At 70.1% G+C, this 14,446-nt stretch carries 15 protein-coding genes; 7 read left to right on the top strand and 8 right to left on the bottom strand.

Going from position 1 to position 14,446, the window contains the following annotated elements; all coding sequences use genetic code 11:
- Positions 1-38: 38 nt before the first annotated feature.
- The 4 genes from J0670_RS00345 to J0670_RS00330 all read left to right on the top strand — a co-directional run bounded on the left by J0670_RS00345 (position 39) and on the right by J0670_RS00330 (position 6,360).
- The gene (locus J0670_RS00345; protein WP_207808421.1) at positions 39-911 is read left to right on the top strand and encodes a PIG-L family deacetylase; all 873 of its coding nucleotides are present in this window, start codon (positions 39-41) and stop codon (positions 909-911) included.
- Positions 912-1,304: 393 nt separating this feature from the next.
- Positions 1,305-2,729, top strand: coding sequence for a uracil-xanthine permease family protein (locus J0670_RS00340; RefSeq protein WP_207808418.1), 1,425 nt, complete (start codon positions 1,305-1,307; stop codon positions 2,727-2,729).
- Positions 2,730-3,007: 278 nt separating this feature from the next.
- A complete protein-coding gene (locus tag J0670_RS00335; protein WP_207808417.1) occupies positions 3,008-5,521 on the top strand; it encodes a collagenase in 2,514 nt (837 codons plus the stop codon).
- Positions 5,522-5,640: 119 nt separating this feature from the next.
- The gene (locus tag J0670_RS00330) at positions 5,641-6,360 is read left to right on the top strand and encodes a heparin lyase I family protein (protein ID WP_207808416.1); all 720 of its coding nucleotides are present in this window, start codon (positions 5,641-5,643) and stop codon (positions 6,358-6,360) included.
- A 79-nt stretch (positions 6,361-6,439) separates the two neighbouring features.
- On the opposite strand, the gene J0670_RS00325 is transcribed toward J0670_RS00330, so the two are convergent.
- Positions 6,440-6,826: a DoxX family protein gene (locus tag J0670_RS00325; protein ID WP_207808414.1), complete on the bottom strand. Its 387-nt coding sequence runs from the start codon at positions 6,824-6,826 to the stop codon at positions 6,440-6,442.
- A gap of 30 nt (positions 6,827-6,856) precedes the next feature.
- On the bottom strand, positions 6,857-7,336 hold the full coding sequence (locus J0670_RS00320) for a carboxymuconolactone decarboxylase family protein (RefSeq protein WP_207808413.1): 480 nt from the start codon (positions 7,334-7,336) through the stop codon (positions 6,857-6,859).
- A 141-nt stretch (positions 7,337-7,477) separates the two neighbouring features.
- Here J0670_RS00320 and sigJ point away from each other — a divergent pair, with 141 nt between their 5' ends.
- Together sigJ and J0670_RS00310 are read left to right on the top strand one after the other, a co-directional pair.
- Complete coding sequence (gene sigJ, locus J0670_RS00315; protein WP_207808410.1) at positions 7,478-8,413, top strand: RNA polymerase sigma factor SigJ; 936 nt, start codon at positions 7,478-7,480, stop codon at positions 8,411-8,413.
- 157 nt (positions 8,414-8,570) lie between these two features.
- On the top strand, positions 8,571-9,014 hold the full coding sequence (locus J0670_RS00310; protein ID WP_207808408.1) for a hypothetical protein: 444 nt from the start codon (positions 8,571-8,573) through the stop codon (positions 9,012-9,014).
- Positions 9,015-9,066: 52 nt separating this feature from the next.
- On the opposite strand, the gene J0670_RS00305 is transcribed toward J0670_RS00310, so the two are convergent.
- From J0670_RS00305 to J0670_RS00280, 6 genes are all read right to left on the bottom strand, one after another.
- A complete protein-coding gene (locus J0670_RS00305) occupies positions 9,067-9,633 on the bottom strand; it encodes a hypothetical protein (protein ID WP_207808406.1) in 567 nt (188 codons plus the stop codon).
- Positions 9,634-9,937: 304 nt separating this feature from the next.
- On the bottom strand, positions 9,938-10,435 hold the full coding sequence (locus tag J0670_RS00300) for an aegerolysin family protein (protein WP_207808404.1): 498 nt from the start codon (positions 10,433-10,435) through the stop codon (positions 9,938-9,940).
- Positions 10,436-10,664: 229 nt separating this feature from the next.
- Positions 10,665-11,492, bottom strand: coding sequence for an oxidoreductase (locus J0670_RS00295; RefSeq protein WP_207808402.1), 828 nt, complete (start codon positions 11,490-11,492; stop codon positions 10,665-10,667).
- A 225-nt stretch (positions 11,493-11,717) separates the two neighbouring features.
- The gene (locus J0670_RS00290; protein WP_207808400.1) at positions 11,718-12,623 is read right to left on the bottom strand and encodes a ribosome-inactivating family protein; all 906 of its coding nucleotides are present in this window, start codon (positions 12,621-12,623) and stop codon (positions 11,718-11,720) included.
- Between the two features lie 307 nt (positions 12,624-12,930).
- On the bottom strand, positions 12,931-13,128 hold the full coding sequence (locus J0670_RS00285) for a DUF397 domain-containing protein (RefSeq protein ID WP_207808399.1): 198 nt from the start codon (positions 13,126-13,128) through the stop codon (positions 12,931-12,933).
- Entirely contained in the window at positions 13,121-13,912 is a 792-nt protein-coding gene (locus J0670_RS00280; protein ID WP_279382907.1) for a helix-turn-helix transcriptional regulator, read from the bottom strand. Before J0670_RS00280 ends, J0670_RS00285 begins: the two co-directional genes overlap by 8 nt.
- Positions 13,913-14,103: 191 nt before the next feature.
- On the opposite strand from J0670_RS00280, the gene J0670_RS00275 reads away from it, so the two are divergent.
- On the top strand, positions 14,104-14,355 hold the full coding sequence (locus J0670_RS00275; RefSeq protein ID WP_207808397.1) for a hypothetical protein: 252 nt from the start codon (positions 14,104-14,106) through the stop codon (positions 14,353-14,355).
- Positions 14,356-14,446: the final 91 nt, after the last annotated feature.

Here is a 14,446-nt window from a genome sequence, read left to right as displayed (position 1 = left end):
TTGGGGGCCGACCACCCGACCGACGCAAGGACACCACCATGGCCGAGCGGCCCCTGACGCTGATGGCAGTGCACGCCCACCCCGACGACGAGGCCACCGGCACCGGCGGCACCCTGGCCCGCTACGCCGCCGAGGGCGTGCGCACCGTCCTCGTCACCTGCACCGACGGCGGCTGCGGCGACGGCCCCGGCGGCGTCAAGCCCGGCGAGGACGGCCACGACCCGGCCGCCGTCGCCGCCGTGCGCCTCAGGGAACTCCAGGCCAGCTGCCGCATCCTCGGCATCGGCCACCTGGAGATGCTCGGCTACGCCGACTCCGGAATGATGGGCTGGCCCGCCAACGACGCACCCGGCTCGTTCTGGAGCACCCCCGTCGCCGACGGCGCCGCCCGCCTCGCCGACCTGATGCGCCTGCACCGCCCCGACGTCGTCGTCACCTACGACGAGAACGGCTTCTACGGCCACCCCGACCACATCCAGGCCAACCGCATCACCATGGCCGCCCTGGCCCTCGTCCCCGACCTGGACCCCAAGGTCTACTGGACCACCGCCCCGCACTCGATGATGCGACGCGTCGGCGAGGCCGTACGCGAGTCCGGCGGCGACTGGGACGCCCCCGCCGAGCCCAACGGGTCGGGGCCCAACGGGTCGGGGCCCGACGGCCAGGCCCCCGAGCCGCCGCAGATCGGGCTGCCCGACGAGGAGATCACCACCTGGGTGGACGCCGCCGCCTTCGGCGACCGCAAGTTCGACGCGCTGGCCGCCCACGCCAGCCAGAGCGAGAACATCTTCTTCCTCAAGATGGGCCGGGAGCGCTTCACCGAACTCATGGGCCGGGAGGCCTACCTGCGCGTGCGCGACACCACCGGCGCCGCCCTCCCCGAACAGGACCTCTTCGCCGGCCTGCGCTGACCCCGCCCCCGGACACGCCTTCGCCCCGGCCCGCATGTTCGCGCGGGCCGGGGCGAAGGCGCGATGTTCAGCGTGATCCAGCGAGGAACCCCGGGCGTTGACGCCCGGGTGGGGGGCACCTCCCGCTCGCGGGGGCGAATCGCCTCCCGAGTCCCGGCGGCGCGGAGCGTCGCCCGGCCGCGACCGCGATCCTGCGCCAGGGCCTCCAGGCGTGGCTCACCGACCTGAAGGCCGCCGCCGAGGCGCGGCACTGACCTCCTACCGCGCCCGTCCGGCCCCGCTCCCGTGCGAGTACGCAGGTCAGCAGCGGGGCCGGTGGCGCGCGCGGGGCCCGGGGACCACCAGAATGGTGCGCACAGTTCCCCGAAAGTTCGAAGAAAGCGAAACCCCACCATGGATCTCGGCGTGCGCTGGAAGCTGCACGGTGACGGGCGTACGCCCGCACCGGGAGCGGTCGTCCGCCCCGACGAACGGCTCTCCTGGCCCCGCACGGCAGGGCTCGGCGCCCAGCACGTGGTGGCCATGTTCGGCGCGAGCTTCGTGGCGCCCGTGCTGATGGGGCTCGACCCCAACCTGGCGATCATGATGTCCGGCGTCGCGACCATGATCTTCCTGCTGGCCACCCGCGGCCGGGTGCCCAGCTACCTCGGCTGCTCGCTGTCCTTCGTGGGCGTGGCCGCGGTGATCCGGGCGCAGGGCGGCACCAGCGCGACGGTGACCGGCGCGGTGTTCGTGGTGGGCGTGGCGCTGTTCCTGGTGGGCCTGGCGGTCCAGCGGTTCGGGGCGAAGATCATCCACGCGGCGATGCCGCCGATCGTCACCGGCGCGGTCGTCATGCTGATCGGCTTCAACCTGGCCCCCGTCACCGCCTCGACGTACTGGCCGCAGGACCAGTGGACGGCGATCCTGGTGATGCTGTTCACCGGGCTCGCGGTGGTGTGCCTGCGCGGTTTCTGGTCCCGGGTGGCGATCTTCCTCGGCCTGCTCTTCGGGTACGGGATCTCCTTCCTGTTCGACCGGGTCTTCGGGAAGATCCACTCGGTGGACGCCGGCGGCCACATGACCGACCACTGGCGCCTGGACCTGTCGGGCGTCGGCAAGGCGGACTGGATCGGCCTGCCCGCCTTCCACGGCCCCTCCTTCCAGTGGTCGGCGATCCTGGTCGCGCTGCCCGTGGTGATCGCGCTGGTCGCCGAGAACGCCGGGCACGTCAAGGCCGTGGGCGAGATGACCGGCCAGCACCTGGACGACAAGCTCGGCACCGCGATCTCCGCCGACGGCGTCGGCTCGATGCTCTCCACCGCGCTCGGCGGCCCGCCGAACACCACGTACTCGGAGAACATCGGCGTCATGGCCGCCACCCGGGTCTACTCCACCGCCGCCTACTGGGCCGCGGCCTGCTTCGCGCTGCTGTTCGGCATCTGCCCCAAGTTCGGCGCCATCGTGGCCGCGATCCCCGGCGGGGTGCTCGGCGGCATCACCGTCATCCTGTACGGCATGATCGGCCTGCTCGGCGCGCAGATCTGGACCAAGGCCCGGGTGGACCTGCGCAACCCGCTGAACCTGGTGCCGGCCGCGGCGGGCATCATCATCGGCATCGGCAACGTGACGATGAAGTTCACCGACACCTTCAGCCTCAGCGGCATCGCGCTGGGCACCCTGGTCGTCATCACCGGCTACCACACCCTGCGGGCGCTGGCCCCGGCGCACCTCAAGACGCAGGAGCCGCTGCTGGACGAGGGCACCTCCTCCTACGACGAGCCCTTCGAGGAGAACGCCGAGAACACCGGGAACACCGGGCAGCCGCGCACCCCGTAGCCGGCGGATCCCGCACCGTCCCGACGACCTGGCCACCGCAGAGCGGCCAGGTCGTCGCCGTTTCGGCGCCCGGAAGGTGCCCGGATCGCGTCGGCCACCGTCGGGTTCCGGCCATGCCGGGTCCGAAGATCCGTCAATGACATGTCACACCCTATTAACCTCGCCGGACGCCGTGAGAGCATGCGGCGCGCGCTCCAGCCGCCTCCCCCTCCCCCGCCTGAGGTGCGCTCTCGTCTGACCTCCCCCACTAAGGATTGACGTTGCGTCCGCTCTCACGCGTGCCCATATTCCTGGCCTCGATCGCCGCGGCCACCACCACCCTCCTCGGCCTGGCGGCCACGCCGAGCCTGGCCGCCGCTCCCACGCCCACACCCGTCCCCTCCGTCCGGCCGGCCTCCGCCGATCGCCTGCCGCTGACCGGCGCCGCCACCACGGACCCCGCCAGCCCCGGCGTGCCGCAGGGTCACCGGCTCACGCCCGCCCAGCTTCCGCCGCTCAGTGCGCCGGCCTCGCCCGAGCCGGCCCCGTCCAAGGCCGCTCCGCACGCCTTCGCGGCGGCCCCCGCGGCCACCGCGTCGTGCTCCCCGGCCGACTTCAGCGGCCGCTCCGGCGCCGCCCTCGTGTCCTTCGTCAAGGCCTCGACGCCCCAGTGCGTCAGCACGCTGTTCTACACATCCGGCTCGGAGGCCTCGGCGGTGTTCCGCCAGAGCCAGATGGCGACGGTGGCCGACGCCTTCCAGGGCGCCGCCGCCACCTACCCCGGGGACAACTCCACGAGCGTCCAGCAGCTCGTCCTCTTCCTGCGCGCCGGCTACTACGTGCAGTCCAACGACCCCAAGCACATCCCCGGCTTCGACAGCTCGCTCACCGGCGCGGTGGCACGCGGCATCGACACGTTCATAGCCGGCCCGCACTTCGCCGATGCGACCGACGCCAACGGCCAGGTCGCCTCCGAAGTCGTCATCCTCACCGACAACACGAGTCTGCAGGGCCGCTACCTCGGCACCTACAAGCAGGTAGTGAACGGCTACAACGACTCGTACAACGCCTCCAAGAACCTGGCCAACCTCGTCAACAGCGTCTTCAACGCGCTGGACCGCGGCCATGACGTCCCGGACTTCGTCACCGCCGTCACCGCGGACCCGAGCATCATCGACACGCTCAACGCCTTCGCCCGGAACCACCGTGACCTGCTGGGCACCGACAACGCGTATCTGGACGCCAACGCCGGCTTCGAAGTGGCCCGCTTCCTCAAGTACCCGGCCTTCCAGGCCAAGGTTCGGCCGCTGGTCAAGGCCCTTCTCGACACCTCGTCGATGACCGGCCCGACCGCCCCGCTGTGGGTCGGTACCGCCGCCAGGGCCAACTTCTTCGACCCGGACCAGTGCTCCTACTACGGCGTCTGCGACCTGACCAACCGGCTGACGAAGGCCGCGCTGCCGATCAGCTACACCTGCGACGCCGGCCGCACCATCCTGGCGCAGGACCTGACCGCGGCCGACCTCGCCGCCGTCTGCGCCAACCTCAAGGGCGAGGACGCGTTCTTCCACAACCTCGTGAGGGACAACGGCCCCGTCCCGGGCCAGTACGAGTCGTCCGTGCAGATCGTGGTCTTCGCCAGCCAGGCGGACTACCGCACCTACGCCGGGGCGATCTTCGGCGCCAACACCAACAACGGCGGCATCACCCTGACCGGCGACCCGAGCAAGCCGGCCAACCAGGTCGTCTCGATCATGTACCGGCACCCGACCGACAACGGCTTCACCGCCCGGATCTGGAACCTCAACCACGAGTACGCCCACGTCCTGGACGCCCGCTACGACTTCAAGGGCGACTTCTGGCAGCAGGTCAGCGTCCCCGACCTGTGGTGGCTCGAAGGCGTCGCCGAGTACGTCTCCTACACCTACCGAGGCGTCACCGACACCATGGCGGTGGCCCAGGCCCCCAAGCACACCTACACGCTCAGCACCCTGTTCCAGAGCACCTACCTCAACAGTGACCTCACCCGCACCTACCCGTGGGGCTACCTGGCCGTGCGCCACATGGTCGAGCGGTACCCGAGCGTCATCCAGGGCATGCTCTACTACTTCCGCACCGGCAACTACGCCCAGGGCTACGGCTACTACAACGCCATCGGCACCCTCTACGACGCCGGCTTCAACTCCTGGCTCGACGCCTGCGCCACCGACCTCTGCCTGTCCCCGGGCACGCCGACCGCCGCCTTCGACGCCACCGTCACCGGCCTGACCGCCCAACTGACCGACCGCTCCACGGAGACCGGCGGCAAGGGCACCATCACCTCCCGGGCCTGGAACTTCGGCGACGGCACCACCTCCACGGAGGCCTCCCCGTGGAAGACGTACGCCGCGCCCGGCACCTACACCGTCACGCTGACCGTCACCGACAGCAACGGGAAGACCGCCACCACCAGCAAGCCCGTCACCGCCACTCCCCCGGCCGCCCCCACCGCCTGCACCGGGGCGGACGCGCGGGCCATGGACCGCAACTGCTTCCGCACCGGCCGCTCCGCCGACGCCGGCAGCCTGGACATGCTGTACATCTACATGCCCGCCGGCACCGTGACCCTCAACGTCACCACGACCGGCGGCACCGGCACGGCCTACCTCTACTACAACTCCGGCACCTGGGCCTCCGACACCGCCTACACCGCCTCGTCCACCAACAACGGCAACCAGAGCATCACCGTCACCAACTCGACGGCCGGCTACCGCTACATCAGCCTCTACGGCAAGACCGCGTTCAGCGGCGTCACCGTCACCACCCAGTACTGACCGAACCGGCGGAAGTGGCCCTTCGGCTACTTCCGCCGGTCGTTCCGCCTGGTCCGACGGGCCGTCAGATGGTCGAATCACACGCAGCGATCCGACCATTCACTTCCCCCGGGAGCGGCATGTCCCCTCTGCCCCACCACCGCAAGGCCACCGTCGCGGCCATGGCCCTCGCCACCCTCGCGATCTCCTGCGGCAGTTCCTCCGCCGCTACAGCGGGCACGGTCCTGTGGACCCCGAGCACCGCCAAGGGCCCGTCCTCCTTCGCCGCCGTCCAGTGCGCGGCCGGCAACTTCGGCGTCACCAAGGACGCCGCCAAGGGCAACGTGTGGCGGGCCTTCCAGGCGGGCGGCGAGGAGCGCTGCGAGACGCTCAGCCCCGACCTGAAGGAGGGCGACACCTTCTACCTGGGCTGGTCGTCCAAGGTGGACATCAAGGACACCAACAGCCGCTACGTCTTCCAGCTCAAGTGCTCCCCGAGCACCGACACCGCCAACCACCCCATCGAGATCGACGCGACCACCGGCCGCATCCGCCTCCAGGAGTGGGACACCCAGCACGTCGCCCACCCCCTGTGGACCGCGCCGGTCAAGAACAACGAGTGGCACTCCTACGCCCTGAAGATCCGCCTGGGCCGCACCGACGGCACCATCGACTTCTGGTTCGACGGCGTCAAGCAGACCTTCACCACGGGCTCGGGCACCTTCAAGGGCACCACCTGGGACGGCGACCGCAACTACCTCAAGTGGGGCGCCTACCACCCGTCTTCGGGAGACGCCACCAACACCTTCACCAGCCCCATCATGGCCACCACCCTGGAAGCCGCCACCGCCGGCTCATAAGACCAACTTCGACGGGGGAGACCCGCAGGCCCGGACCGCCACACGCGCGGTCCGGGCCTGCGGTCGTCCCGGTTGGCGGTCAGTGGAGGAACGACCACGGCCCCAAGCGCCCCCACGCCACGAACGCGGCCAGCACGATGTAGAGCACGTCCACCGCGACGAGCCGGTACTCCTGCCGCCGGAGGCGCACCGCCGCAGCCCCGGCCATCAGCAGCACCAGCCCGAGTGCGGCCAGCGGCACGAACACCGGCGCCACGTCGAGTACGGCGGGCAGGACCAGCCCCACCGCGGCCAGCACCTCGACGGCGCCGATCGCCTTCACCCCGCCGGCGCTGAAGTCCTCGACCCAGCGCCCGCTGCGTCCTGCGGCAGCGATCCTCTCCTTCGGAGTGACCATCTTGAAGGCGCCGCCGAGCAGGTAGGCGGCGGCCAGCAGTGCGGTGACGATCCACAGCGCGAGGTTCACGGCGTTCTCCTTGTCGGACGGTCGGGCGGATCAGAGGGTGTGACGCTGTCCGGCCCGGTAGCCGCCGGCGGGCTGGCGGGTCATCACGTTGCCCCGGTTGAAGGCGTTGATCACCGCGATCAGGCTCACCAGGGCGGCGAGTTGCTCGGCGTCGTAGTGTTCGGCGGCCCTCTCCCACACCTCGTCGCCGACCGGGCCGGCCGCGTCGGCGAGCCGGGTGCCCTCCTCAGCCAGCTCAAGGGCGGCCCGCTCGGCCTCGGTGAACACGGTGGCCTCGCGCCACACCGCCACCAGGTTCAGCCGGGTCGCCTCCTCGCCGGCGTGCACGGCGTCCTTGAAGTGCATGTCGACGCAGTGGCCGCAGCCGTTGATCTGGCTGGCCCGCAGCTTGACCAGCTCCTGGGTGGCGACCGGCAGCGTGGACTCCAGCAGGACCTGGTTGGCGGCGATCAGGTGCTTGAAGACCTTGCCCATGACGGGGCTGGCGAAGGGGTTCAGGCGGGCTTCCACGGCGTGCTCCTCGGTACGTTGTCCACTACTGGCTTGTTCACTGGCGCCCTCTAGGACAGGGCGCCCGGTCAGGTTGTGACAGGCACGGGATGTGACGCGCGACACCCCCTGGCGGGGTGGGCGCGGAAGAGGAGGGGTTCCATGGCGGGATCGGCGGGTGCGGCGGACGCGGTCGGGTACCGGCCGCTGCTGTTCTCCATCGCCTACGGCATGACGGGTTCGGTGGGCGACGCCGAGGACCTCGTCCAGGACACCTTCCTCAACCTCACCCGCGCCCGGCGCTCCGGCACCGCGATCACCAACCTGAAGGCGTACCTGACCACCTCGGTCACCCGGCTCGGCATCAACCACCTCGACTCGGCGCGGGTGCGGCGCGAGACCTACGTCGGCCAGTGGCTGCCCGAACCGGTCGTCGCCTTCGCCGACCGCCCCGACGGCCCGGCCGAGCACGCCGAGCTGACCGACGCGCTGTCGATGGCCTTCCTGGTGATGCTCGAGGCGCTCTCCCCCGTCGAGCGCGCGGTGTTCGTCCTGCGCGAGGCCTTGGGATACGGCTACCCGGAGGTCGCGGAGCTGACCGGCAAGTCCGAGGCGAACTGCCGTCAGATCCTCACCCGGGCCAGGAAGCGCCTCGCGCTCGGCGCGGACGCCCCGTTGCCGCCGACTCGGCGCGCGGAGGGCGACGAGCTCGCCCGCCGCTTCTTCGAGGTCGCCGCGGGCGGAGACCTCGAAGAACTGCTCGGCATGCTCGCCCCCGACGTCGTCCTGCACGGCGACGGCGGCGGCAAGGCACAGGCCATCGGCCGCTCGGTCGACAACCCGCGCCAGGTCGCCCAACTGCTCGTCAGCGGTCTGCGCCGGATCGCCGTCCTCGGCGCCAGCCTGGTGCCGGCCCGGGTCAACGGCCGCCCCGGCGTGGTCGCGTACGACGGCGAGGGGCGGGTGCTCAACGTGGTCGCGCTCGACTTCGCCGCCGACGGCACGGTCCGCGAGATCCACGCGGTGGCCAACCCCGACAAGCTCGGCCACCTGGGCGAGGTGTCCGACCTCGGGCTGCGCAGGACCCGGCAGCGGTAGAGCGTGAGGCCCCTTCGGCGACAACCGCAGGCCCGGACCGCGACACGCGGCCCGGGCCTGCGGGGTTCACGACGCCTGCCCACCCCTGCGCCGCCCCGATGCGGCCCTGCAACTGGCCGGGCAGGCGGACGGGCGTCTGCCCGCAGCGGCGCGGGCGATGCTCGCCACCGTCACCGCTCAGGCCCACGCCCTGAGCGGTGACGAGCGGCAGGCGACCCGGCACCTGCTGGCCGCCGAGCGCACCTACGAGCGCGTCACCGATCTCGCCTCGGGACCGGCTTGGACGGCCACGATCACTGCCGCCAAGGTCGGCAGCGACACCGGCTTCGCGCTCTACCTGCTGTCCGTCGCCGCCGGCCGCGACAACCCCCAGGTCGTCGCCAACCTGCGCCGGGCCGCGGAGGCCGACACCGCCCAGGCCCGGGTACGGGCGATGGCCACCACGCGCCTGGCCACCGTGCTCTACCGGCAGGGGGAGCGCACCGAAGCCGACCACCACGCCGCCCGGGCCACCGCGCTCGCCACCACCGTCGGCTCCGCCCGGCTGGCGTCCGCCCTCGCCGACATGCGCCACGCCGCCGACGCACTGACCGCCCGGTGACTCACGGCGGCGGCCGGTGAGCGCCCGGCTGGGAAGTCCCAGCCGAGCGTGTTCAGACGTTGACGACCCGGAACTTGACGAACTCCTCGCCGGGTTCACGGAGTTCGCCCGCGGCCAGCAGCCAGCGCTCCCTGTCGGGCACCGTGGTGGTCTTGACATACCGCTTGGTGCCCACGACCTTGACGTAGTACAGGCCCTCTCCCGCGTCCTCGATGTCCCACCGCGTGCGGCAGCTGCTCTCGTCGAGCCTGATGTCGTTTCCGGAGAGGCACCAGGTCCGGTAGCCGGCCCAGGTGGAGCTCGTGAACTCGAACGTGAAGTCCCCGTTGCCGTCCAGCGAGACCTCGATGCGAGTGCCGTTGCCCGGCTGGTTCGTCAGGAGCACGTAGTCCCAGTTGTCGTAGGCCTCGAAGGTCGCCCCCCGGCCCGAGTCGGCCTGGACGAGGTAGAAGGGGGCGTACCAGGCGCTCCTCTTCGCCTTCAGGAGTCGCGCGAGGGGTGCGGGGACCGCAGTGCGGTGGCGCGCGCCGGCCTGCGCGGTTGCCACCGGAGTGGTGAGCGCCAGCAGCGCCAGGCAGCCGGTCACGGCGAGCGCCCTCCTGCGGATCGGGCGGTGCATTGCCGACGTCCATCCGGGCATGTTCGCAACGGTCCTTGTCTCTTGCCGCCTTTGACGTGCCCACCAGTCTGGTCGATCGCGTGGGAGGCGTTTCCGCGACAGGTTCCGCCGCATCGGCGAATTAGCTCGAAGGAGGGAGCTGGACATCGACTGACCGCTCGGTTCCGGGGCCCTCGACGACCGGACGCCCGGCCGGGAACCCCCAGCCGGGCGTCCGGCCGAACTCAAACTTCGCCGAACTCGCCGCCCGCCGCGCCCCGGGGCCCCGGGGCGCGGCGGTGGAGCGGGACCGGCCGGCCGTCGGTCAGGAACCCATGACCGTCCAGTACACGGCGGCGTTGTTGCCGCCGCCGCCGTTCATCGCGAAGCGGAACATCGGGTCGGAACCGGCGGTGTCGTAGCTGTTGCTGCCGGCGTACGGGTTGGCCCAGTGGAGCTGGACGCGCTTGCCGTTGAGCGCGCCGTTCTGACAGTTCTCCGCGTCGTAGATGACGTGGCCCTCGGTGCCGGTGAGGAAGCCGTTGCTCTCGGACTGCCAGCGCCCCGTCGACCCGTCGCTCATGACGGCCACCGGAGCCAGGCCGTCCGACCAGACGCCGTGGTCCAGCCAGGAGTTCACCAGGCGCAGTTCGCAGCCCGTCCAGTTGACGACCGAGACCTGCGTGCTGCGCGCCGCGGTCATCGGCTGCGCCACCGCGTCGCGGTGGCCGGTGGCCGCGCCGGCCGGGGCGGCCGTCGCGAACAGCGCGGCGACGCCCGCCGCGGCCAGGGCAGAGGTGATCAGAGCCTTCCGCTTTGCCATCGGATGTTCCTCTCGCTCTCGGACCGCACCGGACGTGCGGTCGTCCTGCTCCGAAGGCTCGGCCGTGCCAGTAGACAAACGATTGACAAGGACGGGGCCGCCCATCGCCGGACCCGCCGAGGAAGGCCTCCACGGTTCCAGGGCGATCGAAACCCGCAACTCCCCTACCAGCCAAGATTCCTGTGCCGCGAGGGGAGGAACGGCCGACTCCGGGTTCGCGTCCGCGAGGTCAGAGAGCGGTGGAGAGCGCCACGTGGCGCCACTGGTCGAGTTCGCGCCGCACCAGGTCCAGCTTCGCCTCGATACGCTCGACCGCGTCCGCGCCCAGCTGGAGGCGCAGCGGGGGTTCGGCGGTCTCGGTGATGTCGACGATGGCCTTGGCGGCCTTGGCCGGGTCGCCGGGCTGGTGGCCGTCGTTGTGGGCGATTGCTTCGCGCGCCGGTCCCGTGCTTTCGGTGTAGTCGGCGATGGTGGCCGGCTCGACCTGGAGGCTGGAGTCGGCGAGGAAGTCCGTGCGGAAGCCGCCCGGTTCGACGATGGTGACGCGGATGCCGAGGGGGGCGAGTTCGCCGTGCAGGGCTTCGGTGATGCCTTCGAGGGCGAACTTCGACGCGCCGTACAGGCCCGCCCCCGGGGCGGTGGAGAAGCCGGCCACGGAGCCGATGTTGAGCACGTGGCCGGAGCGCTGGGCGCGCAGGGTCGGCAGCGTGGCGCGCAGCGTGTTGAGCACGCCGAACACGTTGACGTCGAACTGCGCCCGGGCGGCTTCGTCGGGGATCTCCTCGATCGCGCCGACGACGCCGTACCCGGCGTTGTTGACCACGACGTCGATGCGGCCGAACCGGTCCAGCCCGGCCTGGACGGCGGCCTCCAGCTGCTGCGGGTCGGTCACGTCCGCGTTCACCGCGAGCAGTTCGTTCGGCGTGTGCGGGTAGGCCTTGAGGACGGCCGAGGCGTCCCTCGCCGTGGCGATCACGCTGTGTCCCCGGTCCAGCGCCTCACGGGTGATCTCCGCGCCGAACCCCCGCGACGCGCCGGTGACGAACCAGATGCTCATATTCTCCCCTGTTCCGATGGCCCGACGGGCCGACGGGCCGACGCTAGCCCCTGGAGTGCGCTCTAGATCAACAGCTTTGTGACGGGCGGACGTTCGCCGCCCTTCCGCGCCCTCCCCTGCTCACGCGGAAACGCTCGGCTGGGCAACCCCAGCCGAGCGTTCGGTCGAACTCTCGTGTTGCACGTGCCCTCCGGGACCAGCCCTGGCCTTCGGGGCGGGAAGGAACTACAGCAGGGCTTCCGAACCGTGGAGCTCCACGTAGCCGACGACCTGCCGCAGGCGCAGGAAGCTCGTGACGTTGTTCCCGATCACCCGCACCGTAGCCGGCTGGCCGTGCTGCCAGTTGTGCGCGGCCCGGGAGAGGGCGCCCCACTGGTTCTCCAGCTCGGCGTAGTCACGGCTCAACTGGTAGTTGGTGAAGCCGTTGATGTTGCCGTAGATGCGGTTGAAGATCGGCCCGAACCGGGCGGCTTCCGAGAAGATGGTGATGGCCATCAGCATGCCCCGGTCGGCGCGCGTCGCGTCCCACTGCCCCATGTTGTGCAGGTCCCACATCGCGTTGAAGATGTTGGTGGAGCCGAGGTAGAGGTTCTCCCGGGTGCTTCCTCCGGTGAGGCTGGCGTAGCTGCCGTTTCGCGGCATGAGCTGCGGCCTCACGCCCAGGATGTTCTGGAACTGCTGCTCGCGGCCGTCCCGGAAGGCCCAGTGCACGTTGGCGCCAGGGGAGTAGAAGCCCGCGACGTAGAGGCTGTCGGCCCAGATGTAGATGGAGACGAGGTCGCTGCCCTCGTTCCTCACGCGGACCTGGATCAGCTGATTGGTGTTGCGGGTGGTCTGCTGGACGAGCCCGCCGTTCTCGGTGTTGGTGGCGTCCCCGTAGGTTACCCGGTGGATCGTGTCGATCAGGTTCCAGTAGCGGGTGGCGTGCTCGCCCCGCCCGCCGGTGATGTTCGTGATGTCCCAGTCGATGATCGGCCAGTTCTGCTGCTGCGTCACCGCGCGGCTCACGGACGAGAGCTGGGCCGGGCCGACCGCCGGGGTGGGCGTCGCGGAGGCCGTGCCGGCGAGGGGCACGAGGATCGCGGTGGCGGCCGCGACCGAAAGCAGCGCGGAGCGAGTCCTGTTGAACACGGTGGTCCTCTCAAGGGGTTGCCTGTACAGGACTCGATCGACCACGGCTCCGGAGCAGGAGGACAAGCGACCGGCGCTGCCGGACGACACGAGGGCTCCCGCCCGGAGGTTGTCGAGGTGGTCCTGACGTTTCGGTCTCAGCATGTACGCGCCCACGGCTCCGCCGTTGCCTGGCGATGCATGCCATCTGATCTCTGCGCGCACGGTGCCCCGAAGCGCGAAACGCTCGGCTGGGAAACCCCAGCCGAGCGTTCAGCCGAACTCGAGCGGTTGCACGTGCCCTCTGGGGCCGACCCCGGGCTTCGGCTCAGACGTCGCCGAACTCGCCACTACGGACGGCGGTAACGAACGACTTCCAGGCCTCGGCAGGAAAGGCCAGGGCCGGGCCCTGAGGGTCCTTGGAGTCACGGACCCTGCCCGGGCATGCGTCGTCTACCTCGATGCAGCCGCCCCCGCCATTGCTGTAGGTGCTCTTGCGCCACTTGGCGCCACTTGGGTCATACATGGTCCAGTTCCTTCCGTGCCTCCCGGATCATGGCCAAACTGTCCGGCTGGCTGAGCGCGTCGACCTGGAGTCGATCGTATCTATCGACCCACCGGGCCACCGTCCCGGCATCTTGTTCCAGGTATCCCCGTTGAAGCGTCTCCGTGTATCCGACCAGAGTCCGATTTGGGAGGGTCAAGAGCGTGACGGGGTGCGACAGCGGCCGATCCTCAGCAAGGCGGTACGGGGCGACCTGGATGATCACATTCGGGCGCCCACTGAGACTCTCCAAGTGAGAGAGCTGCGTGGCCATGACTTCCCGACCACCGATCGGCCGGCGCAGGGCGCCTTCATCCAGAACAGCATGGATCGTCGCGCCCCTGTCGAGGATGAGTTGACGTTGGGCCAGCAAGTCGAGCCGCCCGTCGGCTTGCTCCCGAGTCGCTTCCCCACGTCGGACGATGCCAGCTTCGTAAGCGGCACTGTAGTCCGGGTGCTGAAGTATGCCCGACACCATGTCCGTGTCGAACAGTCTGGCTGCGATTGCTTCGCGTTCACGGCGAAGGTACTCGGAGAACCCGGGCAACAAAGCGCCGTTCTTCCAACTCCACCAAAGCCCCGTCAGAGCACCACCAGCGTCGAGGGCGGCGTCCACGCGTTCTACGAACTTTAAAGACGGAGCTTGTTTGGCTCGCTCCACGTTCGAGATGTAGACGTTGGAGTACCCGACTCGTTTGCCAAGCTCGATCTGTGTCATCCCTTTGGCCTGGCGCGACCTGCTGATTTGAACTGCAAGTGCTTCCAATGGAGATGACGTTGGATCAAGTGTGCGACGAACCAAGATCGCCTTCTTTAAAATCAGACGGACTAGAGATTTGAAACTCTTCCGATCCTAGAGGAAGCTGAGCCACCCTGGTAGTCAGACGGTCACGGACCGAAGTCGTCCGCTGGCGAAGTGCTGACCACACCCCTGCGGCATCCCTCACGGAGACCCCCATGCCTGACACCCAGAGACCCCCCATCCACTTCCAACTCCACGAGGTGGTGCAGGACTTCAGCCTCCTGGAGGACGGCGAGCCCCGCGAAGGCGTCTTCGTGGAGTCCTTGTTCAACAAGGCGGTTCTCCGGCCCCTCGGGGCGACCGGGCCCGAGTGGCGGGTCGACCCGGGCATGGTCCGCTCCCTCGACCCGAAGGAGATCGCGCCCGGCACCTGCGGCAACGCGCGCCGCCGCCGGCTCGACGGGTAACCGCAGCGGCAGCGCCGAGGCCACTCCCCCGCACTGACAAGCTCCCCGCCGACGTCCCCCTCCGGCAGGGAGCGACCCATCACCAATCCCT

The organism is Streptomyces sp. FH025, assembly GCF_017427025.1.
Taxonomy (GTDB): domain Bacteria; phylum Actinomycetota; class Actinomycetes; order Streptomycetales; family Streptomycetaceae; genus Kitasatospora.
This window is presented reverse-complemented; position numbering and strand designations above follow the sequence as displayed.